Consider the following 22,019-nt stretch of genomic DNA (forward strand, 5'->3'; position numbering starts at 1 on the left):
TGCAGGTCCGGTCCGGCACGCCGACCGCCCGCCCCGGGCGCCGCGAGGGGCCCCGGCCCCCGGCCCGCCCTTCCGGGAAGGCCCGCTGCCCCGGACCTGGACGAGGTCCGGGGCAGCGGGCCCGACGGGTGTGCCGTGCGGGGAGCGTGGCCCTACTTGCCGCGGCCGGGTGCGTAGAGGGCGTCGCGCAGGATCTCGTTGACCTGGGCGATCGCCTGCTTGGCGGACCTGGTGCCGGCGAGGGCGTCGAGCATGAGGAAGTCGTGGGTGATGGCGGGGTAGTGCGTGTTGGTGACCGGGACCCCGGCCTTGCGGAGCTTCGCCGCGTAGGCGGTGCCCTGGTCGTACAGCACGTCGGAGTCGGTGATCAGGAGTGCCGGGGGCAGGCCGCGGAGCTGGGCGGTGGTGGCGCGCAGCGGGGAGGCGAGGGGCTGGTTGCGGACCCTGGCGTCGGGGGCGTAGGCGTCCCAGAACCACTTCATGGCCGGGCGCGTCAGCCAGCAGCCCTCGGCGAAGCGCTTGTACGAGGGGGTGTCGAAGCGGGCGTCGGTCACCGGGTAGAGCATGACCTGCTGCCGGAAGCGGGGGCCGCCGCGCTGCTTGGCCAGCAGGGTGACGGCGGCGGTCATGTTGCCGCCGACGGAGTCGCCCGCGACCGCCAGCCGGCGGGGGTCGACGCCGATGCTGCCGCCGTTGCGCGCGAGCCAGCGGGCGACCGTGTAGGCCTGCTCGATGGCGACCGGGAAGCGGGCCTCCGGCGAGGGCGTGTAGTTGACGAAGACGACGGCCGCCCGGGCGCCGTTGGCGATCTGGCGCACCAGGCGGTCGTGGGTCATGGCGTTGCCCAGGACCCATCCGCCGCCGTGGATGTAGACGATGCCCGGGAGCGTGCCCCGGACCCCGGCCGGGCGGACGATGCGGACGGACACCGGTCCGGTGGGGCCGCCCGGCACGGTGCGCTCGCTGATGTCGGCGGGCAGCTTGGCGACCGGACCGGACTGCAGCTTGTCGAGGACCTGCCGGGCAGCCTTGTAGGACAGGGTGTAGAGGGGCGGGCCGTCCGCGGCCGCGAGCTGGTTGAGGAAGTCCTGGACGGGCTTCTCCAGTGTCACGGGCGGGTTCCCGCACGGGGCGGTCGGGGGCGCGGCCCGGTCGGCCGCGGTCCGGACGTCCGCGGAGGAGCGGTCGGCGGCTGCGGCCCCGGCGGCCCCGGTGGTGCGGACCGTTCCTGTGGCCGGCGCGGCACAGGAGCCGATCGAGGCTGCGGCCAGCGCGAGGGCTATGCCGCAGCACGCCCTCCTGGCGCCGGAGAGGGTGGAGTGCGAGGTCATGTCGGTTCTCATTCCTGACGTGGTCCCCCGAACCACACCCTGGGGACCGGTCACCGGAACGGCCACTCCTGGTGACCCGAACGGGTCGCGTCGCCACACCGTGTGATCGCCGCTCCGTGGCGCGGCGCTCTTTGCCGCGGCGCCCCTCCCGGCCGTACGGCCGCACGTGAGGCGCCCGGGTGCGGCGGGAGGCTGTCCCGGGCCGCGCCCGCACCGGCGACCGCGCCCCCTTCGGTGCGGCCCGAAGACCGAGGACGCGTGCAGGACGTGCCCCGGCGGCCCGGCGGCCCGGCAATCCGGCGGCCCGGCGGTCGGCGGGAGGCGCCGCGCCGCCACCGCGGAGTCGTCGGCAACCGTCCGACCGCGCCTTCGTACTTGACCGAACGGTACATAAAGAGTTAAGTTATGGACCGATCGGTAAGGAATCAGGGGTTGCCGCGCTGCGGCGTCCGTCGCACGCACCGCGTGCAGGGCAGGCCGCAGCCCGCTCCGCCGACCGGCCGGAAAAGTCCTACGAAAGCGGAGCCATGACCGAACAACCGTCGACCGACACGCTGGCCCGGACCGGGCCGCCGGCCCCGGGCCCCGTGGAACAGGCCCCGCCGACCCGAGGCGGGTGGACGGCCGTCACGGCGGTCGCCGCCCTCTCCTTCGTCCTCGTCCTCTCCGAGTTCATCCCCATCGGCGTCCTCCCGCAGATCGCCGGCGGCCTGGACGTCTCCACGGGAAGGGCGGGGCTGCTGGTCGTCGTGCCCGGGCTCGCGGCCGCGATCACGGCGCCCCTGCTCACCGTTGCCTCCGGGCGGCTGGACCGCCGGCACGTCCTCGTCGCGCTGGCCGGGGCGGCGGTCGTCTCGAACGTCCTGGCGGCCGTTGCGCCCAATATGGCCGTCATGGTCGTCGCGCGGATCGTGCTCGGCGCCGGTGTCGGCGGCTTCTGGTCGCTGGGGGCGGGCGTCGCCGCCCGGCTGGTGCCCGAAGCGGCGGTCCACCGCGCCTCATCGATGATCACCGGCGGGATCTCCGCCGCGACGGTCATCAGCCTCCCCCTGGGTGCGCTCATCAGCCACCTGGCGGGCTGGCGGGTCGCATTCGTCGCCGCGGCCGCCGCCGCGCTGGCGGCCCTCGTCCTGCTCGCGGCCGTCCTCCCGGCGCTCCGGCCCGCCGGCGGCACGCGCTTCGCGGACCTCACCGCCACGTGGCGCCGCCCCGCCGTGCTCCTGGCCGCCCTGGGGACCGCGCTCGCCTTCCTCGGCCACTTCGCCTCCTACACCTACATCACGCCCTACCTGCAGGAACGCGCGCACTTCGGCCCGTCCGCCGTCACGGTGACGCTGCTGGTCTACGGGGCCGTCGGGGTGGCGGGCAACTTCGCCGCGGCCTGGGCCATCGGGCGCAGCCTGCGGGTCGCCTATGTGGGTGCCGCGCTGCTGGTGGCCGTCTCCGTGGCGCTGCTGCCCCCGCTCGCCGGGTTCGCGCCCGCGGTGGTGCTGCTCGTGTCGCTGTGGGGCGCGGCGTTCAACGCGATACCGCTCGCCGTCCAGACGTGGATGCTCCGGGCGTCCGGCGACTCGCCCGAGGGCGGCCTGTCGCTCCTGGTGAGCACGCTGCAGGTCGCACTGGCGACGGGATCCTTCGCCGGCGGGTTCCTCGTGGACGGCTTCGGGGTGGGAAGCGCCTTCGCCTCCACCACCGTGCTCCTGCTGCTGGCGGCCCTGGTCCCTCACGCCGGGGCGCGGGCCGGGCGGCCGTAGCCGTCGGCCGCCGATCCCGGACCGGACCTGCCGGGCGCACCCGGTGAACGCGCTGCAGGCCCGCTCGCGTCCACCGAGGTCCGGACCGGGGCCCGGCACTCCGCCCGCTGACGCCGCGGGACGCGCTCTTCCGGAGGATCCCCGGGCCGCCCGGTGCCGGTGGGCCGGACCCCCGTATACACGGCTCCGCTGCGTACCGCCGGGTCCCGACCGTGCCTCCGGCCCGCGCGCGACCGCCGGCCCGCCCCGATCGGGGCGGGCCGGCGGCCGTGCCGTCGGTCAGTACCTCCCGTAGTAGCCGTTGCCGTAGTACCCGCCGTAGTAGCCGTTCCCGTAGTACCCGCCGTAGTACCCGTTGCCGTAGTACCCGCCGTTGTCCCAGTCCCCCCAGCCCCAGCCGGGGCCGTGGTTGTGGTGCGTCGCGGCGGCGGGGGCCGACGGGGCCTGCGGGGCCGCCGAGGCGGTTCCGGCGCCGAGCGCCAGCGCCAGGGCCGGCGCGGCGGCCGCGGCGGCGATCAGGCGGCGCGTCCTCGAGATGGACATGTGGATCCCCTTCCGGGGAGTGTGCGTGCAGAATGCGGTGGTTCCACCGGGAAGCCCGCCGCGCGGGCTCCGTACGCGTCGAGCGGTCCTCCGGCCTTGCCCCGGGCCCGTCCCGGGGCCGCCTGGACCGCAGCGCTCCTGAGCGTTCTTCCTTCTCTGCTTGTTCCGCGTCGGAGGCGCCACCGGATGCGCCCGCGGTGAGGAATCCGCTGTTCCGCCGCGGACGATCCGGACCGGGACCTCAGGGATGCGGAAGGGCCGGCCCATGTTCTTGACCGATAGGTACATAACCGGTTAACGTTAGGGGCGAAGCGCAGCGAAGGAGGAAATCCTCCTCGAAACGTGACGTACGCGGGCAGAACGGAGGAATCCGTGAGGCCCGCGGTCCTCCGGACCCCTGCCGGGCGGGAGCAAAGGTGCTCCCGCCCCGGCCGGCCGGAGAGGCGTCCGCGCCCATCAATCGGCCTCCCGCCGACCCGGTCCTGCCCGGGCCCGTCCGCAACCGGCGGCCGGAGCCCCGGCCCGAACGGCCGCCCCGCCGGGCGGCGTACCGCACCGAGACCGCAGCGCCCGCCGGGCGCCCGCGTCCGGAGGGCGGCGCGGCTTCCGGTCGCGCTGCCCCGGGCCACAGACGCGCACCCCCGCCCCGGCGGTCAGGTGCACCAGCACACACCGAGGTACTTTCGTGCACAAGAACCGCAAGGGGCTCCTGAGCGCCCTGGTCGGCCTCATGGCCTTGGCCGCCCTCATCCTGCCCAACCTCTCCAGCGCCGCCGCCAGCGTGGGCGGCCCCAGGTCCCAGGCGCCGTCCTGTGCGGCACCGGAGAGGCCGAAGAGCAAGGGGTACGACTCGGCGACCCGCCACGACGTCGCGTTCAACAAGCTGTTCCGCCACTGCTTCACCACCGTCGACGGCGTCCAGATGCACTACGTCATCGGCGGCACCGGCCCCAAGACCATGGTTCTGCTGCACGGCTGGCCGGAGAACTGGTACGCGTACCGCGGGATCATGCCGAAGCTCCTTCCCGGACGGACGGTCATCGCCGTCGACCTGCCCGGCCTCGGCGACTCGACCGGCGAGCCGCACGACTACGCCGCCGCGACCATGGCCACCTACGTGCACGACCTGCTCGACCGGATCGGCAAGCGGCGCCACGTCGAACTCGTCGCCCACGACATCGGCGCCGGCGTCGCCTACCCGCTCGCGGCCAAGTACCGCTCGCAGGTCGACGGCCTCTTCATGATCGACTTCCCCCTGGTGGGCAAGAACCTGCGTTTCGCCGACTTCAGCAACGTGTCCTTCCACTTCCTGTTCAACCAGCAGTCGCCGCTTGCCGAGCAGCTCGTGACCGGCCGCGAGAAGCAGTTCTTCAACTACTTCTACCCGACGTTCTCCCACTCGCCGAACGTCATTCCGTCGCCCGGCTCCGTCCGGGAGTACATCCGCACCTACTCGCGGCCGCAGGTGCTCCACGGAGGGTTCGAGTTCTACCGCTACTGGCACCAGGACGAGCTCGACAACAACCGTCTGGAGCAGAAGCCGCTGACGATTCCCGTGAGGATGATCAGCGAGCAGGGGTTCCTCAACGTGATGCTCTCCGGCGCACGGGGAACCACGCCCGCGGCGACCGGCGCGGAGGTGGCCGGCGCGGGTCACTGGCTGGCCGAGGAGGCGCCGCAGCGCATCATCGACGAGATCGACGCGTTCTACCCCGCCAGGTAAGGCGCCCGCAGGCCGCCGGCGGCACGACAGCCGCCTCTCTCACCGCAGGGTGACACCGCCGGCCTGCCCCCGTCCGGGGTCCGGCCGGCAGGAGCGGCCGATCCCTCAGAACCCACCCCGCCCCGTGCGCGTGCAGGTGCGGGTGCGACGAGGAAGCCGCGCCCGCACCGGGCGAACCGCACGAACCACCGCATCCCCCGGGCACTCGCCCGTTTCGATCAGGAGCCACATCATGGGACAGCTCGAGGACAGGACCGCCGTGGTCACCGGCGGTACCAGCGGCATCGGCCTGGCCGCCGCACAGCGCTTCGCCGCCGAGGGCGCGCAGGTGTTCATCACCGGCCGCCGCCAGGAGACGCTGGACGCCGCCGTCGCGCAGATCGGTCCGCGCGCCACCGGCGTCCGGGGCGACGTGGCCGACCCGGCCGACCTCGACCGGCTCTACGAGGCCGTCGCGCAGCAGGGGCGCCGCATCGACGTGCTCTTCGCCAACGCGGGCGGCGGCGAGTTCTCCACCCTGGAGCAGGTCACCGAGAAGCACTTCGACGAGACCTTCGGCACCAACGTCCGCGGCATGCTCTTCACCGTCCAGAAGGCGCTGCCGCTGCTGAACGACGGCGCCTCGGTGATCCTCACCGGCTCCACCACCGGGACCACCGGCACCGAGGCCTTCGGCGTGTACGCCGCCTCCAAGGCGGCGGTGCGGTCCTTCGCCCGCACCTGGGCCAACGAGCTCCGCGGCCGCGCCATCCGGGTCAACACCCTCGTCCCCGGCCCGACCGAGACCCCCGGCATCGAGGGCCTGGCGCCCGACGCCGCGCAGGCCGCCCAGCTCAAGGGCATGTTCGCGAGCCAGGTCCCGCTCGGCCGCATGGGCCGCCCGGAGGAGCTCGCCGCGGCGGCGCTCTTCCTGGCCTCGGACCAGAGCAGCTTCGTCACCGGCATCGAGCTCTACGTCGACGGCGGTATCAACCAGGTCTGACCACCCGGGTCCCCTTCCGCCCGAGAGCACCCCGCTCTCGGGCGGAAGCATGCAGGGGAAGGCCCATGCGCACTGCCTGCGTCCGCCTGTCGGCTTCCCCCGCACGCACGACGGCAGACGCGTGCAAAGGGACGACCGCCGCAGGCGGGACGCACGCCATGGATCCGGACCGGCGGGAATCCCGAGCACCGGATGTCGCAGCACCGATCCCCGGAGCGAGAAGAACCGCGTCCGGAACGGAACGGTGCTCCTCCCGCCCACGCGGTGCTCGACAGCGGGAATCCGTACGGCCCCGGTGCCGCCGTCTCTGTCGACGCGGCTCCGCGACACGGTGCGCGCCAGGAGGACGGCACGGTGAGGGCCCGTCAGGTGGCAGTGCTAGCCGGTGAGGGCGGTGCCGACCAGTCGTGCTCCGCCCGAGAGCGGTGCCAGCAGTTCCTCGGGCAGGCCGAACCGGTCGGCCCAGCCCCCGGTGTCCTGACGGCTCACCCGTACCTGCTGCCCGTCGTCCTGCCACACCAGCACCCTCAGGGGGAGCTCCAGGGCGAGCACCGGGCGGGAGACCATGGCCGGTGTGCCCGCTTTCGGGCTGCCGACGACGACCAGGGTGGCGGGGTTCATCCTCAGACCCGCCCCCCGGGCGCCTGCCGCGTGGTCGATGACCGCGAAGACCGTCATCCCGGCCCCCTCGGCGGTCCGCAGGATCCGCTCCACCGTCTCCTCGACGGAGAAGGGGCTCGTCACCGTGACGACCCCCTCGGGGTCGCCCGCGCTCGTTCCCGTGCTCATGCGCATCCTCTCCCGAACCGCTCTGCCCTCGGGCTCCCACGCCATCGGGCTTCCGCCCCCGGCTCCCTCCGATGGTGTGCCGGCCCTTCCGCCCGCGCCGTACGGACACGGTCCCACCGCGGTTGCCGAGCCGAGCAGGCCTGGCGGCCCGCCGTCCGCCCGGACCGCCCACGGCGCGACGGCTGCGCCGGTCCGGCAGGACGGCGACGAGGGCGGAGGCCGGGGCCGCGACGGGGCCCGACGAGCGGCCCGCCGGTGGCGATCCTCCGAGCACGCACTCCCGCAACCGCATCCGTCCCCGCGTTTCCATCGTATCGGCGCCTGTCGCACCGGCGACTCCGACCGCGGCCCCCGGCCGCACGTCCCGCGGCCGCCGGCACATCCGGCGCGCCACCCGCCGTCGGAGCCCCCGGACGCCGACGGCAGCGGCCGCGGCGGCCGTCCCGCACCGCGGGTCGGATCACCCGTCCGCCACGTCCGGCACGCCGATCCCTTTCGTCCCCATGACGATGAGCGCATGAAGAAGCCGAACGGATGGCACGACATGCAGGCACGCCCCCGCCTCGCCGGAACAGGACGCCTGGCCGCCGCAGCGGCGGTCGCCGCGGTGGTCGCAGTGTCGGCGGCCCCGGCGTTCGCGGACGGCGCTCCTCCTCTTCCGGAGCGGGCCCGGGTGAAGCCGACCGTGGTCCTCGTGCACGGGACCAACGTGGACTCCTCCTCGTGGGACGGGGTGGCGGGAAGGCTCCGCCGTGACGGCTATCCGGTGGTCGTCATCGCCAACCCCCTCCGGGGGCTCTCGTACGACGCGTCCTACACGAAGAGCGTGCTGCGCGGCATCAAGGGCCCGATCGTGCTCGTCGGCCACTCGTACGGCAGCGCGGTCGTCAACGAGGCCGCGCTCGGGAACCGTTCCGTCGAGGCGGTCGTCGCCGTGGCGGGATTCCTCCCGGACAAGGGGGAGAGCTCGGCCGAGCTGGTGGCGAAGTACCCCGGCAGCACCCTGGCCCGGACGGTGACGACGCTGCCCTACCCGCGCATGGGGGGCGGGACGGGCATGGACGTGTACGTCAAGCAGGAGCTGTACCCGCAGCAGTTCGCGGCCGACGTGCCGCTGCGCGTGTCGTCGGTCATGGCGCTCACCCAGCGGCCCGTGGACTCCGGCGCACTGGGCCAGAAGGCGACCGGGGCCGCGTGGAGGACCGTTCCCGCGTACGACCTGATCACTGCGGACGACAGGAACATCCCCGCGGCGGCCCAGCGGTGGATGGCCAGGCGTGCCCACGCGGTGTCCGTCGAGATCCGCTCCTCGCACGTCGCCCCCGTGTCCCACCCGGACGCGGTCACCGGCCTCATCGAGAGGGCCGCGCGTGGCGGGACCTCTGCGGGCTCGACCCTCGCGGCCACCGGTGGAACCCGCACCTGGCTGCTGACCGGTGCGGCCGTCGGCGCCGTGGCGTTCGGCGGGAGCCTGATGGCGGCGGCACGCCGGCGAAGGCGGACGTGAACGGTCCCGACGGGCGGAAGGTGCCCGCCGGTTCCGGCGGGCACCGCAGGGGAACGGCTTCTCCGCGCCCCCTGCGCGGGTGACGGGACCCCGTCCGCCCGCCGGGCCGCACCGCCGGCGCCGCCGGCGTCGGCGGAGCCGCCGGGCCCTGCGCAGTGGTGCGGCCGTTCTGCAGGAACACGCGCGGTGGAGGGCGGACGTCAGGCCCCTGCCGACGGCCCCGCCCCCGATCACCGCGACAGGGCCGGGGGCACGGGGCGGACGGGACCGGACTCCACGGACCGGACCCGACGGGTTCGGCTCGGCGCCGCCTTGGAGCCGGAAAGGCGCGAAACCATCTCAAAGTCTATGATCGGGATCAAAGGGGTTCCGCGGCGGGTGCCTGTGCAAGGCGGCCTGTCCGCGGTGGCCGATCGTGCCCGTGACCGCACGGGCCGTCCGTGCCACCCGCCGACCCGTCACCCGGTCGACCATCACACGGTGGAAGCCCGGGCGAGGTCGGTGCGCCGACCCCGTCGAGCGCCCGGACCGCAGCAGCGGGGCCCCCGCGCGTCTGCGAACCCAGGGCGGATGTCCGAACCGGAGGCAGCCGAGTGGCGGTGCCGCGCGTTCCCCTCAATTTCTTCGGAATTCCCCTCGGCCTGGCGGGCCTGGCGGGTTCGTGGTTGACAGCGGCCCACGAGGGCTACGCTCCCGTATGGGTGGGCCGTGCCCTGATCGCCGTCGCAGCCGCCGTCTGGTGCGTGACGACCGCATCGTACGCGAGGTATGCCCTGTCGGTCCGGGGGGCGTTCAGAGCCGACATGCTCGACGGCGTCGCAGGTCCGTTCGGCTCGCTCGTCGTCATCACGCCGATGCTCCTCGCCGCGCAGGGCATCGCCCCGTTCGCGCCGGACGCCGGCCGGGTCGTCGTGGACGTCTTCCTCGTCCTGACCGTGCTGGTGGGCGGCTGGTACACCGGACAGTGGATCTACGGCCCGCTCGCACTGGACCAGCTTCATCCGGGGTACTTCCTGCCCACCGTCGGCGGCGGCCTCGTGGCCGCGCTCAGTGCGGCGCTGGTGGGACAGCAGCGACTGGCCGAGGCGATGTTCGGCCTGGGCATCGTCTCGTGGCTCGTCATGGGCTCGATGATCCTGGCGCGGCTCTTCTTCCGGCCTCCTTTGCCCTCCCCGCTGGAGCCGACACTGGCGATCGAGATCGTGCCCGCCTCCATGGCCAGCATCGCCTGTTTCGCCCTCAACGCGGACCGCACCGACCGGCTCTCCGCCGTGCTCGCCGGCTACTGCCTCCTGATGATCTTCTCCCAGCTGCGCCTTCTGCCCCTGTTCCTGCGCCTCCGCTTCTCGCCCGCCTTCTGGGCGTTCGCCTTCTCCTGGACGTCGGTCGCGACCACCGGGCTGCACTGGATCCACAACGGCCGCCCCGCCGGAGCGTCCGTCCTCGCCCCCCTCGTCCTGGCCGCGGCGACGGTGCTCGTCGGGGCCATCGCCGCCCGGACCCTCATGGCCGCAGCCCGGCGCCAACTGCTCCCCGCGCCGGCCGCCCTCCCGCAGCCGGCGGATCCGACCGGAGACCTCCGCAGGCGATGACCGGCGCCGGATAGACCAGCGACCGCCGCCCCGCACCCGCCCGCGACACCCGTCCGAGCGGAGAACCGCCGAGACCACCGACCGCACCATCGCCGCGACGGCGAATCGGTCACCACGATCAGGAGTCACATCATGGGACAGCTCGAGGACAGGACCGCCGTGGTCACCGGCGGTACCAGCGGCATCGGCCTGGCCACCGCCCGGCGCTTCGCCGCCGAGGGCGCGCACGTGTTCGTCACCGGCCGCCGCCAGGAGGCGCTGGACGCCGCCGTCGCGCAGATCGGTCCGCGTGCCACCGGCGTCCGGGGCGACGTGGCGAACCTGGCCGACCTCGACCGGCTCTACGAGGCCGTCGAGGGGCAGGGGCGCCGCATCGACGTGCTCTTCGCCAACGCGGGCGGCGGCGAGTTCTCCACCCTGGAGCAGGTCACCGAGAAGCACTTCGACGAGACCTTCGGCACCAACGTCCGCGGCATGCTCTTCACCGTGCAGAAGGCGCTGCCGCTGCTGAACGACGGCGCCTCGGTGATCCTCACCGGCTCCACCGCCGGTTCCACCGGCACCGAGGCCTTCGGCGTGTACGCGGCCTCCAAGGCGGCGGTGCGGTCCTTCGCCCGCACCTGGGCCAACGAGCTCCGCGGCCGCGCCATCCGGGTCAACACCCTCGTCCCCGGCCCGATCGAGACCCCCGGCATCGAGGGCCTGGCGCCCGACGCCGCGCAGGCCGCCGAGCTCAAGGGCGGCTTCGCGAGCCAGATCCCGCTCGGCCGCATGGGCCGCCCCGAGGAGGTCGCCGCGGCGGCGCTCTTCCTGGCCTCGGACCAGAGCAGCTTCGTCACCGGCATCGAGCTCTTCGTCGACGGCGGCATCAACCAGGTCTGACCGCTCGGCGGTACGGCCGGGCGCGGGAGGGCCGCTCCCGCCCGCACTCGGCCCACCGCCGGGCCGGGTCCTGGCCCGCCGGGCCGGGTCCGGGCCGGGGGAGGACGTCAGGGGCCCGCCGTTCAGGCGTGCGTCCCGGCTGTCCGGGTGCGGGCGGGTGCGCCTCGGGGACGGGGCGCCTCAGGTGCGCGGCAGGAGGGCGAGGACGGTGTTCCCGATCCTCTTCAGCGCGGCGCCGTCCATGCCGGTCTTGGCGAGGAACTCGATGCCCTGCAGGACCGACAGCAGCAGGCGGCCGAGCTCCCGCGCCTCGGTCCCCCGGTCGAGGTCGCCGTCCCGCTGGGCTTCCTCGACGCATGCCACCAGGAGGTCCTCGACGGCCTGGTAGGTCGACCTGGCCCTGGAGACGACGTCGGGGTCCTGGCCGTGCAGTTCCGAGGTGCTGTTGGCCAGCAGGCAGCCGCGGCGCTGCGCGTCGTTGCGGTAGCCGTCCGATACGCCTTCGAGGAGGCCGGTCAGGCGCTCCAGCGCCGTGCCCGGTCCCTCCAGCGCCCCCCGGACGGCGTCGAACTGCTCGGCCCGGTACTCGTCGAGGGTCCGGAGGAAGAGCTGTCTCTTGTCCCCGAACGCGCCGTAGAGGCTCCCCTTGCCGAGGCCGGTGACCTCCATGAGGTCGCTGACGGATGTGGCGGTGTACCCCCGGTCCCAGAACTGCTCGCGCACGGAACCGAGGACCTGTCGCTCGTCGAAGTTGCGGGGTCGTGCCATTCCCGCAGGATACCAATTCTTGACTTTACGGTCAAGATTGCGCGTCGGGGGCGACCGCGGCCTACCGGGCAGCCCGGCGGCCGGCCGGACCGGCAGGGGACGGGTCCCGCCGCGGGGGTCGGCGCGCGGGGCCGGCGGACCGCCGCCCGTCAGGACGCCGTCTAGAGGTCCACGACCAGGTCCTCCTTGGGCTTGGAGCAGCAGATGAGGATGTTGCCCTCGGCGGGCGGTTCGACCGGGTCCGGCGCGTAGTCGACCGAACCGGACATCAGCGCGAGTTCGCAGGTGTGGCAGACACCGGTGCGGCACGACCACTGGACCGGCACGTCGCACGCCTCGGCCAGTTCCAGGAGCGAGTCCCGGCCGTCGTCCCAGGGGACGGTGAGGCCGCTGCGGGCGAACGAGACGGAAGGCCCGGTGCCGGGGGGCCCCGGGGGCTGGTGAGGGGCGCGCGCGGCCGCTGCGCCGCTGATCCCCGGCGTGAGCGACGGGCCGGCGTTGAAGATCTCGCCGTGCACGCGGGACGCCTCCAGGCCGGCCCTGACGAGCGCGGCACTGGCGCTCTGCATGAAGGGCGCCGGTCCGCAGACGTAGGCGTCGGCGTCGGCCGGGAGTCCCAGGCCGAGGATCCGGTCGGCCGAGAGGCGGCCGGCCTCGGTGTAGTCGCTCCCCTGGCTGTCCTCGGCGTCCGGTCTGCTGTAGTAGACGTACGACCGGGCGTCGGCGAGGCTCGCGACGAGGTCGTGGACCTCCTGGGCGAAGGGGTGCTCGGCGCCGTTGCGGGCCACGTGCAGCCACCACACCTGGCGGCCGGAGCGGCTGCGGGCGAGGGCGTGCAGCATGGCCAGGACGGGGGTCACCCCCACTCCGGCCGACAGCAGCACCACGGGGGTCCCGCCCTCGGTCAGGCGGAAGGTGCCGCGGGGTGCCGCGACGTCGAGGCTGTCACCGACCCTGAGGTGGGTGCGCAGGTGGTTGCTGGCGACACCGTGCGGTTCGACCTTCACGCTGATCCGGTACACACCCGTCCCGGGTTCGCCGGACAGGGAGTAGCTGCGGATCAGCGCAGGTGCGCCCCCCTCGCGCCGCACCTTCACGGTGAGGAACTGGCCGGGCAGGGCGGACGGCAGCGCGGCACCGTCGGCCGAGGCCAGGAACACCGAGAAGACGCTCCGGCTCTCGGGCCGGATGTCCGTGACGACCAGGGGGCGGAAGCCGGGCCACGCGGGCGGCGGGGCGCCGGCCGCCGCCGTGAGGCCGGCGCTGCCCGAGGACGTCCCCGGGGCGGCGTCGGCCTGCTCCAGGAGGGTGCGCATGGACCCCTGCCAGCCCGGGCTCAGCGCCGGTATGCGCAGGGCCCGCTCCACCTGGGCGCGGGTGTGCCCCGGGAGGTAGAGGACTCCGTCGATCTCCTCGACGGTCATCGCCTCCGGGCCGCCGGAGACCTTGATGATCTCCTGCCCGGCCTCCACCTCGCCCTCCTCGATGACCCGCAGGTAGAAACCCGGTCGGCGGTGGGAGACCAGCAGGGCCGCCATCCGGGGCTCACCCATGCGCAGGCCCACCCGGTAGCACGTGACCCGCGGTTGCGTGACCTCGAACAGCGCACTGCCGATCCGGTACCGGTCGCCGATGCACACCTCGTCGTCCGGGAGCCCGTCCACCGTGAAGTTCTCGCCGAAGTTCCCCGGCTCCAGGTCGTCGCGCCCCAGCTGGTCCGCCCAGAACCGGTAGGAGTCCAGCTGGTAGACCAGTACGGCCCGCTGCTCCCCGCCGTGCCCGCCCAGGTCGCCCTGGCCGTCCCCGTCGATGTTGAGCCGCCTCACCGTCCGGGGCCCGGACACGGTCTGCTTGTAGATCCCCGTGTGCACCGTCTTTCCGTGCCACGGAACGTCCTGGGGCATTCCGACATTGACTGCGATCAAGGTCGCGACCACTGTGCCGACCTCCTTTCCGGTCCCGGACTCCGGCCGTCGGCCGGCGGGGGCGCCGTAGTTGCGGACGTGGGTCGAGAAGCACTCCCCGCTCAGGCCGCCGACCCGTTCGGCGGTGGTCCCGGCGCCGCCGCCGAGGGCGCCGCCGGGCTCGTCGGCCCCGGGGGTGGGGCACCGCTCGCGGCTGACGTGACCGGGTCGGTCGCGAGGTCCTGGCGGGCGGCCGATCGTGAGAGGGAGGAGGGTGGAGGGAGGAGGAGGGATGCCCGGGAGCCGCCCGGAGGGCGGTGCGGCAGCAGGATGAACGGGGCCCCGGCGGAACCCGCATCGCGGAGGAGAGCCCGTCGACCGTCGACGGCGGCCGTGCGGCGGGGCGCAGGGGGCACCCTGGTCCCGGACGAGGCCCGACCGTGGTGAGCCGACCGCCGGAGTCGGCGGCAGGGCCGGACATGCCGTCGAAGGGCCGGATGACTCCTCCGCCCACAGCCCGGAGGGCGAGCGGGAGGGATCGCACGCCGTGCTCGAATCGAACGCTACACCCGTCCCCGGGGGAGGGCCATCGGGGGCAGGGAACCGCTCCGGCTCTGCCGGAGGGTCGGGACGGCGGCTGTGACCTGCGGTTCCGGGACGGCCGACAGGGAGGGCGGGCTCCGCCCCTCACCCCCCGGGCGGTCGGGCCGTCCGTCGCCGCCCACCCGGCCGCCGGGGAACGGCACCCGTGCAGGCCCGCTCCGCGCGTACCCGGTCGGGCGGTCCTGCCCGAGCGGCCCTGTCCACGGTTGTCCGTGCGCCACGGGCGGGCTCAGGTTCCGGCCACCACGCCGTGGAGCATCAGGCCGATCAGGCGGTGGGCGAGTTCGGGCCGCTGGTCGTGGTCGGTGATGAGGCAGATGCCGCCCAGTGCCATCAGGACGTCGTGGGCGCCGGTCCCGGAGCGGAACACGCCCTGCGGCGCCCCGGCGGCGAGCAGGTGGTCGATCGCCTCGGCCAGGAGGGCGCGGGTGTGCAACCGCCGGCTGTCGTCGGTGAGCACCACGCGCAGGGCGTCGGCCATCCCCTGCTTGGCGGCCATGAAGACCACGAACCGCTCCATCCAGGTCCGCAGGGCCTCGACGGGCGGCAGGGACGCGGCGAGTTCGGGCGCAGCCCGGCACAGGCGCTCCACCTCGTGGCGGTAGGTGGCCTCGACGAGCAGTTCCTTGGAGGGGAACCGGCGGTAGAGCGTGCCGACCCCGACGCCGGCCTCGCGGGCGACGTCCTTCACCGAGGCGCCGGCCCCGTCTCGGGCGAACACCGCCGCCGCCGCCTCCAGCAGCCGGTCCTCGTTCCGCTGCGCGTCCGCGCGCAGCCGCCGCGGCTCCGTGCCCGCCGTCGTGCCCGCCAAGGCCGGTCCCCTCCCGCCGCTCCGTCCGCCGACCGGTTCCGTGCACCTCGGACCGGAACTGATTCCGGTCGTCAGGGTACGGCGCTCGTCCGGCGCGGGGCCACCAGGGCGTGGAGCGGTTCCCGCCGGCCGGGACCGACGGCCCGGCCGCAGACCCGGCACGGCCCGCAGGGCGGTCGGCCCGGGACGCCGGGGCGCGTTCGGTGCGGATCCCCGACGGTGGGAGGGCCGGACCGCCCCGCCCGGCGGATCCGGCCTGCGACCGGAAGCGCTCCGCCCGTGGACGCGGGCGGTCAGGGGCCTGCGGCCGGAGCACCCGGCGCCGGGCCGGTCCGTCCTGGGTTGCGGCGGAATGCGGCGATGCAAGACTGATGGTGCCGACCGGTCGGACATCCCGGCGGGAGTCGTCGGCCTCCCCTCCCGGGTGGCCCGGGCAGCCGTACCCGTCCGTGCCGACCGGCCCCCGGTGGCCGGGTGCCCCCTGTGCGCACGACGACGGGGCCTGTCCGCACCGGGCTGCCCACCGACGACGAGCAGTCACGCCGACATCGGAGAAGTGAGACAGTCATGGACATGAAGATCGAGGTCGTCGTGCTGCCCGTCGCGGACGTCGACCGGGCCAAGGACTTCTACGAGACGACGCTGGGCTGGAGGACCGACGTCGACCACTCCGGCGACGACGGCTTCCGGGTCGTGCACGTCACTCCTCCGGGGTCGCCCTGCTCCATCCTGTTCGGGGGACGCGTCACCACCGCCGACCCCGGAAGCGCGCAGGGCCTCCACCTGGTCGTCGACGACATCGTGGCCGCCCGCGAGGAGCTGGCCGGACGCGGGGTCGGCATCAGCGAGGTCTTCCACGACGCGGGCGGGTTCTTCCACCACGCCGGCACCGAGGCCCGCGTGCCCGGGCCCGACCCTCAGCGCGGCAGCTACGCCTCGTTCGCCTCGTTCGAGGACCCGTACGGCAACGGCTGGGTGCTGCAGGAGATCACCACCCGCCTGCCCGGGCGCTGAGCCCTGCCCGGCACCGCCGCGGGCGGCGGTGCCGGGCGGCCGCCGGCGGCCCGGGTCAGGACTCCGGCCCGGCCTTGCCCGGGCCGCCCGGGTCGTTGGGGTGGGACGCCACGGCGGTCACGTGGGCGGTCATGAACGGGTGCAGCGGGAGCGTGCCCAGCACCTTCTCGTGCAGTTCCGCCTCGTCCGCCGCGCGCCACAGGCCGATGCTGCGCATCTCGCCGACCGGGCGCCACAGCCGCACCAGGTGGCCGGCGGCGGTGAGCTCCCCGGCGCGGACGGCCTCGGCCGCGCGCAGCCGGTCGATCTCGGCCTGGTCCATGCCGTCGGGGAACGCGGTCATCAGTTCGACCAGGAACTCCCTCATGGCTCTCTCCTCGGGTGTCGCTGCCGATCGTCAGTCGAGCCTGGAGACCTGGTAGTGGCCGATGGCCCAGCCGGACGGTGTGCGCACGAGCAGCACGCCGAGCCACACGTCCAGCGTCGCCCGGTCGGTGAACGAGAAGTCGATGCCCAGGTAGGCGAGCACGGCGTCCTCCGCCACCTGCCGGGTCTCCAGGATCCGGTACTCCGCCTTCAGTCCCGGCGGCTGGGAGGCGTAGTACTCGGCGATGCCCTCGCGGCCGACGGTGTAGGGGTGCAGCCCCTGGAAGACCGCGTCCTGCGTGAAGCACGTCGCGATCCGCTCGGGCTCGTGGGCGTCGAGGGCGGCCTTCCAGCGGTCCATGACGTCGCGCACGACGCCTTCGCGTACTGCCGGGGTGTTCATGCGCGTCCTGCCTTCCGGCCCGGTCGTCCCGCCCCCCTGCGAGTGTGGGGCCTGACCGCGCGATCCGCTCGGCGGAGCCGGAGGGCCCGTGCCCGGACGGCCCCGCCCGAGGGACGCGACCCCCACTAGGGGCCCGGCCCGGGCGCGGGCGGCGTCGCGGGTCGTGCCGCGGGTCGCGCCGCCGACGGGACCGGCGCCCCGGGCGTCCACGGGCGGGGTGCCGTCGGGCTGCCGTCCACCGCCCTCACCGGGCCGGCGAGGCCGGCGGGCCGGTGCGGCCGTCCGGGTGCCGGAGGGGGCCGGTGCCTCCGGGTGGAACCCGCAGCAGCCGGAGACCGGGGCGCCGCCCGCCCGCCCGGACCGGGCGGGACCGGCACCCGCGCGGCCGCCCGGTCACCTGTTCAGGGCGTGCCGCAGCTCGTCCTTGGTCATGGTCGAGCGGCCCTTGATGTCGCGCTTGCGCGCCTCCGCGTACAGCTGCTCCTTCGTGGGGCCGCCGGACCCTCCGTGGGATCCGCCGCCTCCGCCGTGGGACCGCTGTCCGCCGAGCCGGGAGGGGGAGGGGCCGCGCAGCGAGGAGCCGCTCGCGGTGCGGGCCTCGCCGGAGCGGGCGCGCTCCTTGTTCACCGTGCGGGCGGCGATCTCCTCGGCCCGCTTCTCGCCCTCGCCGCGCTGCCGCGCGCTCTCCTTGATGTGCTCGTACTGCCGTTCGCGCTTCGGGCTCGAACCCCTGGGCATGTCGACGACCTCCTCGGAAGCTCGCGGTGTCCGCCCCGCGCCTACCCGCCGCCCCCGGCGGGACACGGGGCCGTGCGCCTCCCGGCCGGACCGGGCCCCTGGTCCGAGGACGGCCCGGTCCGGCCGTCGTCGCGGGCGTCGCGGCGGTGCCGGGCGCCGGGCGTCGGGCGTCGGGCGTCGGGCGTCGGGCGTCGGGCGCCGACGGGGCGTCCGAGGGCCCGTCCCGGTGCTCACCCCTGCACCCCTCATCCCTGCGGCGCTCACCCCTGCGTCGCGGGCGGCAGCCGCAGGGCGAGCAGCGCGGTGTCGTCGGGGTGGTGGTCGCCGAGGAGCCCCGCGAGAAGCTCGTCGCACAGCTCCGCCAGCGGGCGGCGGGCGAGGGCCGCCGTGTGGTGGCGCAGCCGGGTGAAGCCGGTCTCCAGGTCCTCGCCGCGGCGCTCGACGAGTCCGTCGGTGTAGAGCAGCAGGGTGCAGCCCGCGGTCAGCACCGCGGTGGCGCTCGGCCGGGCGCCGTGCGGGTCGACGCCCAGCATCAGCCCGCGCCCCTCGTCGAGGTAGCAGGTGTCGCCCCGGCCGGTGGCCAGCAGCGGCGGCGGGTGGCCGGCGCTCGCGTGGGACAGCTGCCACCTGCCGTCCGGCAGCGGGCGCAGGATGCCGTACAGGCAGGTGGCCGTCGTGTCCGACAGGGCGTGGTGGGCGAGGTCCAGCCGGCGCAGGATCATCCCCGGGGGCTCGGTGCGGTCGCAGGCGATGCCGCGCAGCATGTTCCGCAGCTGGCTCATCGCGACCGCGGCCCGCACGTCGTGCCCGGTCACGTCGCCGATGATGAGTGCGGTGCCGTCCCCGGGCAGCCGGAACGCGTCGTACCAGTCACCGCCCACCTCCGCCGCCCCCACCCGGGCCGGGCGGTAGCGGGCGGCCAGTTCCACGGGGGCCACGTCGGGCAGGCCGGGCAGCAGCGCGTGCTGGAACTGCTCGGCGGTGCGCTGCACCTCGGCGTGCAGCCGGGCGTTGTCCACGGCCAGGGCGATCCGGTGCGCCAGGTCCTCCACGAGCGCCGCCTCGTCCGCTCCGAGGACCGGCCCCCCGGCGGTGCGGGCCACCGTGAGGGCGCCCAGCACCCGGCGCCGCGCGCGCAGCGGCGCCACGATCGCCGAGGCCGCCTCCTCCGCGCCCAGCAGCTCTCCCTCCCACGCCCCGCCCGTGCAGCCGCCCGGGGTCGGGGCCGCGCCGCCCCGGCCGCCGACCAGCAGGGGGCCCGCGCCGCGCAGGGCCCGGGCCAGCGGGCCGCCGGCGTCGGGCGGCGGCGGCGGGACGGGCCCCTCCCGCAGGCGGGCCGAGGCCGCCGCGGGACGGCGGTGGGCCGTGGCGGCGCGCCTCACCCGGCCGTCGTCCCCGAGCAGCTCGACACTGCACCAGTCCGCCAGCTGCGGGACCAGGATCCGGCACACCCGGCGCAGGCCCTCGTCCGCGTCCAGGGTGCTCACGAGCACCTCGGACGCCTCGGCGAGCAGCGCCAGGCGGTCCAGTGCCCGCTGGAGCATCACGTCGAGGTCGAACTCGTCCACCCCGCCACCCTCCCTCCCGCACCGGGGGAGCGCCACCCCGTGCCCGGCGGGCCGGGTCGGCAGTCGCGGCGGCGGGTAGGCGGAGGAGGACGCACGCACGCCGTCCCGGAGAGGAGGCGCTCCCATGGGCGTCACAGCCGCAGGGCCCGGCCCCGCGCTCCCGGCCCCCCGCGGGCCGCTGTCCGAGGCCCTGGCCGCCGCGCTCGCGGCCGGCCCGCCGCCCGGTCCGGCCCCGCTCCCCGCCGCCCCGGTGGGGGACCCCTGGGGCGAGGACTGCCAGCTGGCCCTGTACACCTGCTACGAGCTGCACTACCGCGGCTTCGCCGGCGTGGACGCGTCCTGGGAGTGGGACCCGGGGCTCCTGGCGTTCCGCCGCCGCCTGGAGGAGGCCTTCCTCGCGGCGGTCCGCACCGCCGTGGCGCCGGTCCCGCCGCTGGAGCGGCAGCTGCGCGAGCTGCTGGTCGAACCCGCCGACGGCGGCGGGCCCTCCCACCACCTGCTGCGCGGCGGCGAGCGGTGGCAGGCGCGCGAGTACCTGGTGCACCGATCCCTCTACCACCTCAAGGAGGGGGACCCCCAGGCATGGGCGATCCCCCGCCTGCACGGCGCCGCGCAGGCGGTCCTGGTGGGCGTCGAGTACGACGAGTACGGCGGGGGCCGCCCCGAGCGCGTCCACGCCCGGCTGTTCGCGGCGATGATGGAGGACCTGGGCCTGGACCCGTCCTACGGCCGCTACCTGGACCTCGCCCCCGCGCCGGCCCTGGCGGTGGTCAATCTCATGTCGCTGTTCGCCCTGCACCGGGCGCACCGCGGCGCCCTGGTGGGCCAGTTCGCCCACGCGGAGATCACCTCCTCGCCCGGGTCGGCGCGGCTCGCCGCCGCCCTGGAGCGGCTGGGCGCCGGACCCGCGGGCACCGGCTTCTACCGGGAGCACGTCGAGGCCGACGCCGTGCACGAGCAGCTCGTGCGCCACGGCGTGGTGGAGGCGCTGCTCGCGGACGAGCCGGGACTGGAGGACGACGTCGCCCTCGGGCTCGCCGCGGCCGACCTGGTCGACGGCCGGCTCGCCCGCCACCTCCTCGACTGCTGGGAGCAGGGCCGCACCTCACTGCGCGCGCCCCTCGACACCGTCCCCGCCCCCGGCGTCCCCGCCCGGCACCCCTCCGTCCCCGCCTGACCCGTCCCCGCCCGACGTCCCGCCGTCCCCGTCCATGGGGACCGCGCCGCGCTCCCCCCGGCCCTCCGCCGGAGGGAGCGAGCGGCGGCGGTGGCTGGTGTCGCAGAACGGGTAGCGCCTGCTGCGGCGGCACAGGCACAGCGCCACGACGGGACGCCCGCTCTCCCGCACCGAGCCGTCGGGCAGCACCACCTCCACCGGACCCTCCACCAGGGCCGGGCCGATCCCGTCCGGCAGGGTCACCCGCACCGCGGCCCGGTCCGCCCGGCGCCCGGCAGGGCGACCGCCGCCCGGCGCGTCCGACGCGCCCGGACCACCTGAGTCGTCCGGCCCGTCCGGCCCGTCCGGCCCGTCCGGACCGCCCGACCCGCCCGGACCGTCCGGCCCGCCCCGGGCGGCCTCGACCCTGTCCGGCCTATCCGGTCCGGACACCGCGGACCACCACCAGCTCCTCGTGCCGCTCGCCGGGCGCCACCAGCCCCCGGTCCTCCAGCCAGGCCGCCCGTCCGGTCATCACCGGGCCGAAGGGCTCGGCCCGGCGGGCGGCCACCTCGACGGCGAGCCCGGCCCGCTCCAGGGCCCGGCACGTGGCGCCGACCCCGCACACCGCGGAGTGCACCAGCAGCAGGACGCCGCCCGGCGCCAGCACCGCGGGCGCCAGCCGGCAGATGCGGTCGAGCAGCGCCCGCCCGTCCGGTCCGGCGTCCCAGGCCCGTGCGCTCCCGCGGGCCGGGGGAGCGGTGCCCGTCGCGGGCACGTACGGCGGGTTGGACACCACCAGGTCGAACAGGCGGTGGCGCACCGGCCCCGTCAGGTCGCCGTGCCGTACCCGGATCCGGCGCCGCCGCACCGCGCCGTTCAGCCAGGCGGCCGCCAGCGCGCGGCGGGACACGTCGACGGCGGTCACCCGGGCCCCGTGGGCGGCGGCCGCGAGGGCGACCGCCCCCGTGCCCGTCCCGAGGTCCAGCACCTCGGTGCCCGCACGCAGCGCCTCACGCCGCACACAGGCCACGAGCAGCTCGGTGTCCGCCTGGGCCCGGTAGACACCCGGGGGCCGCAACAGCCACATGCCCCTCGCCTGCCCCGCCCCCCGGGCCCGACACCCTCCGCCCGTCCGGGACGGGGGCGCCGCCGCCACCGCCGCGGTCCTGCGGGAACCTCGCCCGGCGGCACGTCGCCGCCGGTGGCCGCGGTCGCCCGCCGGGGAGCACGGGCCCCGGCAGGGCCGCCCGGCCCCTCGTCGGCGCGGCGACCGCCCCGGGCCGAAACCGGTTGAACCCGCCACGCCGGCATCCCGTGCAGAGCGACGGGCAGCACCCGACGAGGACCGAGAACCACATCCACGGCGACGGCCCCGTCCCCATCGTCAACGTGATCGGCGGGAACGGCGATTTCCACGTGCCGAACCCGTGACCTGCCGTCGGCCGGGTGGTCGGGTCTCCGGCCGGTTCGCCACGCCTCCCTCGGCCCTGCAGGACGGTCCGGCCCGCCTCGGCGCGCCGGACGGCGGAGCGGACCGCATGGACGAGGCTCCAGAGCACGGGCGTGGTGCCGGCGGCCGGGC

20 protein-coding genes are annotated in these 22,019 nt (G+C 75.4%); 8 read left to right on the forward strand and 12 right to left on the reverse strand.

Annotated features, from left to right (window positions below):
• Positions 1-152: 152 nt before the first annotated feature.
• A complete protein-coding gene (locus LO771_RS17445) occupies positions 153-1,331 on the reverse strand; it encodes an alpha/beta hydrolase (RefSeq protein ID WP_230653440.1) in 1,179 nt (392 codons plus the stop codon).
• Between the two features lie 527 nt (positions 1,332-1,858).
• On the opposite strand from LO771_RS17445, the gene LO771_RS17450 reads away from it, so the two are divergent.
• Entirely contained in the window at positions 1,859-3,085 is a 1,227-nt protein-coding gene (locus tag LO771_RS17450; RefSeq protein ID WP_230653441.1) for an MFS transporter, read from the forward strand.
• Positions 3,086-3,364: 279 nt separating this feature from the next.
• Here the strand turns inward: LO771_RS17450 and LO771_RS17455 are convergent, their stop codons facing one another.
• Positions 3,365-3,628: a hypothetical protein gene (locus tag LO771_RS17455; RefSeq protein WP_230653442.1), complete on the reverse strand. Its 264-nt coding sequence runs from the start codon at positions 3,626-3,628 to the stop codon at positions 3,365-3,367.
• A gap of 685 nt (positions 3,629-4,313) precedes the next feature.
• Between LO771_RS17455 and LO771_RS17460 the strand changes: the two genes are divergently transcribed.
• A complete protein-coding gene (locus tag LO771_RS17460) occupies positions 4,314-5,351 on the forward strand; it encodes an alpha/beta fold hydrolase (protein WP_230653444.1) in 1,038 nt (345 codons plus the stop codon).
• A 232-nt stretch (positions 5,352-5,583) separates the two neighbouring features.
• The gene (locus LO771_RS17465; RefSeq protein ID WP_230653446.1) at positions 5,584-6,333 is read left to right on the forward strand and encodes a glucose 1-dehydrogenase; all 750 of its coding nucleotides are present in this window, start codon (positions 5,584-5,586) and stop codon (positions 6,331-6,333) included.
• A 378-nt stretch (positions 6,334-6,711) separates the two neighbouring features.
• On the opposite strand, the gene LO771_RS17470 is transcribed toward LO771_RS17465, so the two are convergent.
• A complete protein-coding gene (locus LO771_RS17470; protein WP_230653448.1) occupies positions 6,712-7,122 on the reverse strand; it encodes a DUF302 domain-containing protein in 411 nt (136 codons plus the stop codon).
• 517 nt (positions 7,123-7,639) lie between these two features.
• Here LO771_RS17470 and LO771_RS17475 point away from each other — a divergent pair.
• The 3 genes from LO771_RS17475 to LO771_RS17485 all read left to right on the forward strand — a co-directional run bounded on the left by LO771_RS17475 (position 7,640) and on the right by LO771_RS17485 (position 11,103).
• Positions 7,640-8,629, forward strand: a complete 990-nt coding sequence (locus LO771_RS17475) for an alpha/beta hydrolase (protein WP_230653450.1) — start codon at positions 7,640-7,642, stop codon at positions 8,627-8,629.
• Between the two features lie 599 nt (positions 8,630-9,228).
• Positions 9,229-10,221: a TDT family transporter gene (locus LO771_RS17480; RefSeq protein ID WP_230653452.1), complete on the forward strand. Its 993-nt coding sequence runs from the start codon at positions 9,229-9,231 to the stop codon at positions 10,219-10,221.
• 132 nt (positions 10,222-10,353) lie between these two features.
• A complete protein-coding gene (locus tag LO771_RS17485) occupies positions 10,354-11,103 on the forward strand; it encodes a glucose 1-dehydrogenase (protein WP_230653454.1) in 750 nt (249 codons plus the stop codon).
• 180 nt (positions 11,104-11,283) lie between these two features.
• Here the strand turns inward: LO771_RS17485 and LO771_RS17490 are convergent, their stop codons facing one another.
• From LO771_RS17490 to LO771_RS17500, 3 genes are all read right to left on the reverse strand, one after another.
• Positions 11,284-11,871, reverse strand: a complete 588-nt coding sequence (locus LO771_RS17490; RefSeq protein WP_230653456.1) for a TetR/AcrR family transcriptional regulator — start codon at positions 11,869-11,871, stop codon at positions 11,284-11,286.
• Between the two features lie 161 nt (positions 11,872-12,032).
• Positions 12,033-13,775 carry an MOSC and FAD-binding oxidoreductase domain-containing protein gene (locus tag LO771_RS17495; RefSeq protein WP_230653458.1) on the reverse strand — a complete coding sequence of 581 codons (1,743 nt, stop codon included), beginning with the start codon at positions 13,773-13,775 and terminating at the stop codon, positions 12,033-12,035.
• A gap of 832 nt (positions 13,776-14,607) precedes the next feature.
• Positions 14,608-15,189, reverse strand: coding sequence for a TetR/AcrR family transcriptional regulator (locus LO771_RS17500; RefSeq protein ID WP_230653460.1), 582 nt, complete (start codon positions 15,187-15,189; stop codon positions 14,608-14,610).
• A gap of 567 nt (positions 15,190-15,756) precedes the next feature.
• Here LO771_RS17500 and LO771_RS17505 point away from each other — a divergent pair.
• A complete protein-coding gene (locus tag LO771_RS17505; protein ID WP_230653462.1) occupies positions 15,757-16,203 on the forward strand; it encodes a VOC family protein in 447 nt (148 codons plus the stop codon).
• Positions 16,204-16,258: 55 nt separating this feature from the next.
• Here LO771_RS17505 and LO771_RS17510 read toward each other — a convergent pair whose 3' ends face one another.
• From LO771_RS17510 to LO771_RS17525, 4 genes are all read right to left on the reverse strand, one after another.
• Complete coding sequence (locus tag LO771_RS17510) at positions 16,259-16,570, reverse strand: muconolactone Delta-isomerase family protein (RefSeq protein WP_230653463.1); 312 nt, start codon at positions 16,568-16,570, stop codon at positions 16,259-16,261.
• A gap of 30 nt (positions 16,571-16,600) precedes the next feature.
• Positions 16,601-16,972: an SgcJ/EcaC family oxidoreductase gene (locus LO771_RS17515; protein WP_230653464.1), complete on the reverse strand. Its 372-nt coding sequence runs from the start codon at positions 16,970-16,972 to the stop codon at positions 16,601-16,603.
• Positions 16,973-17,365: 393 nt separating this feature from the next.
• Positions 17,366-17,710, reverse strand: a complete 345-nt coding sequence (locus LO771_RS17520; protein ID WP_230653466.1) for a plasmid stabilization protein — start codon at positions 17,708-17,710, stop codon at positions 17,366-17,368.
• Between the two features lie 260 nt (positions 17,711-17,970).
• Positions 17,971-19,278 (reverse strand): PP2C family protein-serine/threonine phosphatase, encoded by a 1,308-nt coding sequence (locus LO771_RS17525; protein WP_230653468.1) that lies wholly within the window; start codon positions 19,276-19,278, stop codon positions 17,971-17,973.
• 124 nt (positions 19,279-19,402) lie between these two features.
• Here LO771_RS17525 and LO771_RS17530 point away from each other — a divergent pair, with 124 nt between their 5' ends.
• Positions 19,403-20,455 (forward strand): iron-containing redox enzyme family protein, encoded by a 1,053-nt coding sequence (locus tag LO771_RS17530; protein ID WP_230653470.1) that lies wholly within the window; start codon positions 19,403-19,405, stop codon positions 20,453-20,455.
• Here LO771_RS17530 and LO771_RS31660 read toward each other — a convergent pair.
• On the reverse strand, positions 20,384-20,887 hold the full coding sequence (locus LO771_RS31660) for a CDGSH iron-sulfur domain-containing protein (protein ID WP_374228188.1): 504 nt from the start codon (positions 20,885-20,887) through the stop codon (positions 20,384-20,386). The genes LO771_RS17530 and LO771_RS31660 overlap by 72 nt on opposite strands.
• The gene (locus LO771_RS17540) at positions 20,871-21,524 is read right to left on the reverse strand and encodes a HemK2/MTQ2 family protein methyltransferase (RefSeq protein WP_230653472.1); all 654 of its coding nucleotides are present in this window, start codon (positions 21,522-21,524) and stop codon (positions 20,871-20,873) included. The genes LO771_RS31660 and LO771_RS17540 overlap by 17 nt, the downstream gene beginning before the upstream one ends.
• Positions 21,525-22,019: the final 495 nt, after the last annotated feature.

It is taken from the genome of Streptacidiphilus sp. ASG 303, from assembly GCF_020991365.1.
GTDB lineage: Bacteria > Actinomycetota > Actinomycetes > Streptomycetales > Streptomycetaceae > Peterkaempfera.

Excerpts from the sequence above, each read along its gene's own strand:
- LO771_RS17445 (WP_230653440.1), bottom strand. The coding sequence starts at position 1,331 with ATGACCTCGCACTCCACCCTCTCCGGCGCCAGGAGGGCGTGCTGCGGC.
- LO771_RS17450 (WP_230653441.1), top strand. The coding sequence starts at position 1,859 with ATGACCGAACAACCGTCGACCGACACGCTGGCCCGGACCGGGCCGCCG.
- LO771_RS17455 (WP_230653442.1), bottom strand. The coding sequence starts at position 3,628 with ATGTCCATCTCGAGGACGCGCCGCCTGATCGCCGCCGCGGCCGCCGCG.
- LO771_RS17465 (WP_230653446.1), top strand. The coding sequence starts at position 5,584 with ATGGGACAGCTCGAGGACAGGACCGCCGTGGTCACCGGCGGTACCAGC.
- LO771_RS17470 (WP_230653448.1), bottom strand. The coding sequence starts at position 7,122 with ATGAGCACGGGAACGAGCGCGGGCGACCCCGAGGGGGTCGTCACGGTG.
- LO771_RS17475 (WP_230653450.1), top strand. The coding sequence starts at position 7,640 with ATGAAGAAGCCGAACGGATGGCACGACATGCAGGCACGCCCCCGCCTC.
- LO771_RS17485 (WP_230653454.1), top strand. The coding sequence starts at position 10,354 with ATGGGACAGCTCGAGGACAGGACCGCCGTGGTCACCGGCGGTACCAGC.
- LO771_RS17490 (WP_230653456.1), bottom strand. The coding sequence starts at position 11,871 with ATGGCACGACCCCGCAACTTCGACGAGCGACAGGTCCTCGGTTCCGTG.
- LO771_RS17495 (WP_230653458.1), bottom strand. The coding sequence starts at position 13,775 with ATGCCCCAGGACGTTCCGTGGCACGGAAAGACGGTGCACACGGGGATC.
- LO771_RS17505 (WP_230653462.1), top strand. The coding sequence starts at position 15,757 with ATGGACATGAAGATCGAGGTCGTCGTGCTGCCCGTCGCGGACGTCGAC.
- LO771_RS17510 (WP_230653463.1), bottom strand. The coding sequence starts at position 16,570 with ATGAGGGAGTTCCTGGTCGAACTGATGACCGCGTTCCCCGACGGCATG.
- LO771_RS17515 (WP_230653464.1), bottom strand. The coding sequence starts at position 16,972 with ATGAACACCCCGGCAGTACGCGAAGGCGTCGTGCGCGACGTCATGGAC.
- LO771_RS17520 (WP_230653466.1), bottom strand. The coding sequence starts at position 17,710 with ATGCCCAGGGGTTCGAGCCCGAAGCGCGAACGGCAGTACGAGCACATC.
- LO771_RS17530 (WP_230653470.1), top strand. The coding sequence starts at position 19,403 with ATGGGCGTCACAGCCGCAGGGCCCGGCCCCGCGCTCCCGGCCCCCCGC.
- LO771_RS17540 (WP_230653472.1), bottom strand. The coding sequence starts at position 21,524 with ATGTGGCTGTTGCGGCCCCCGGGTGTCTACCGGGCCCAGGCGGACACC.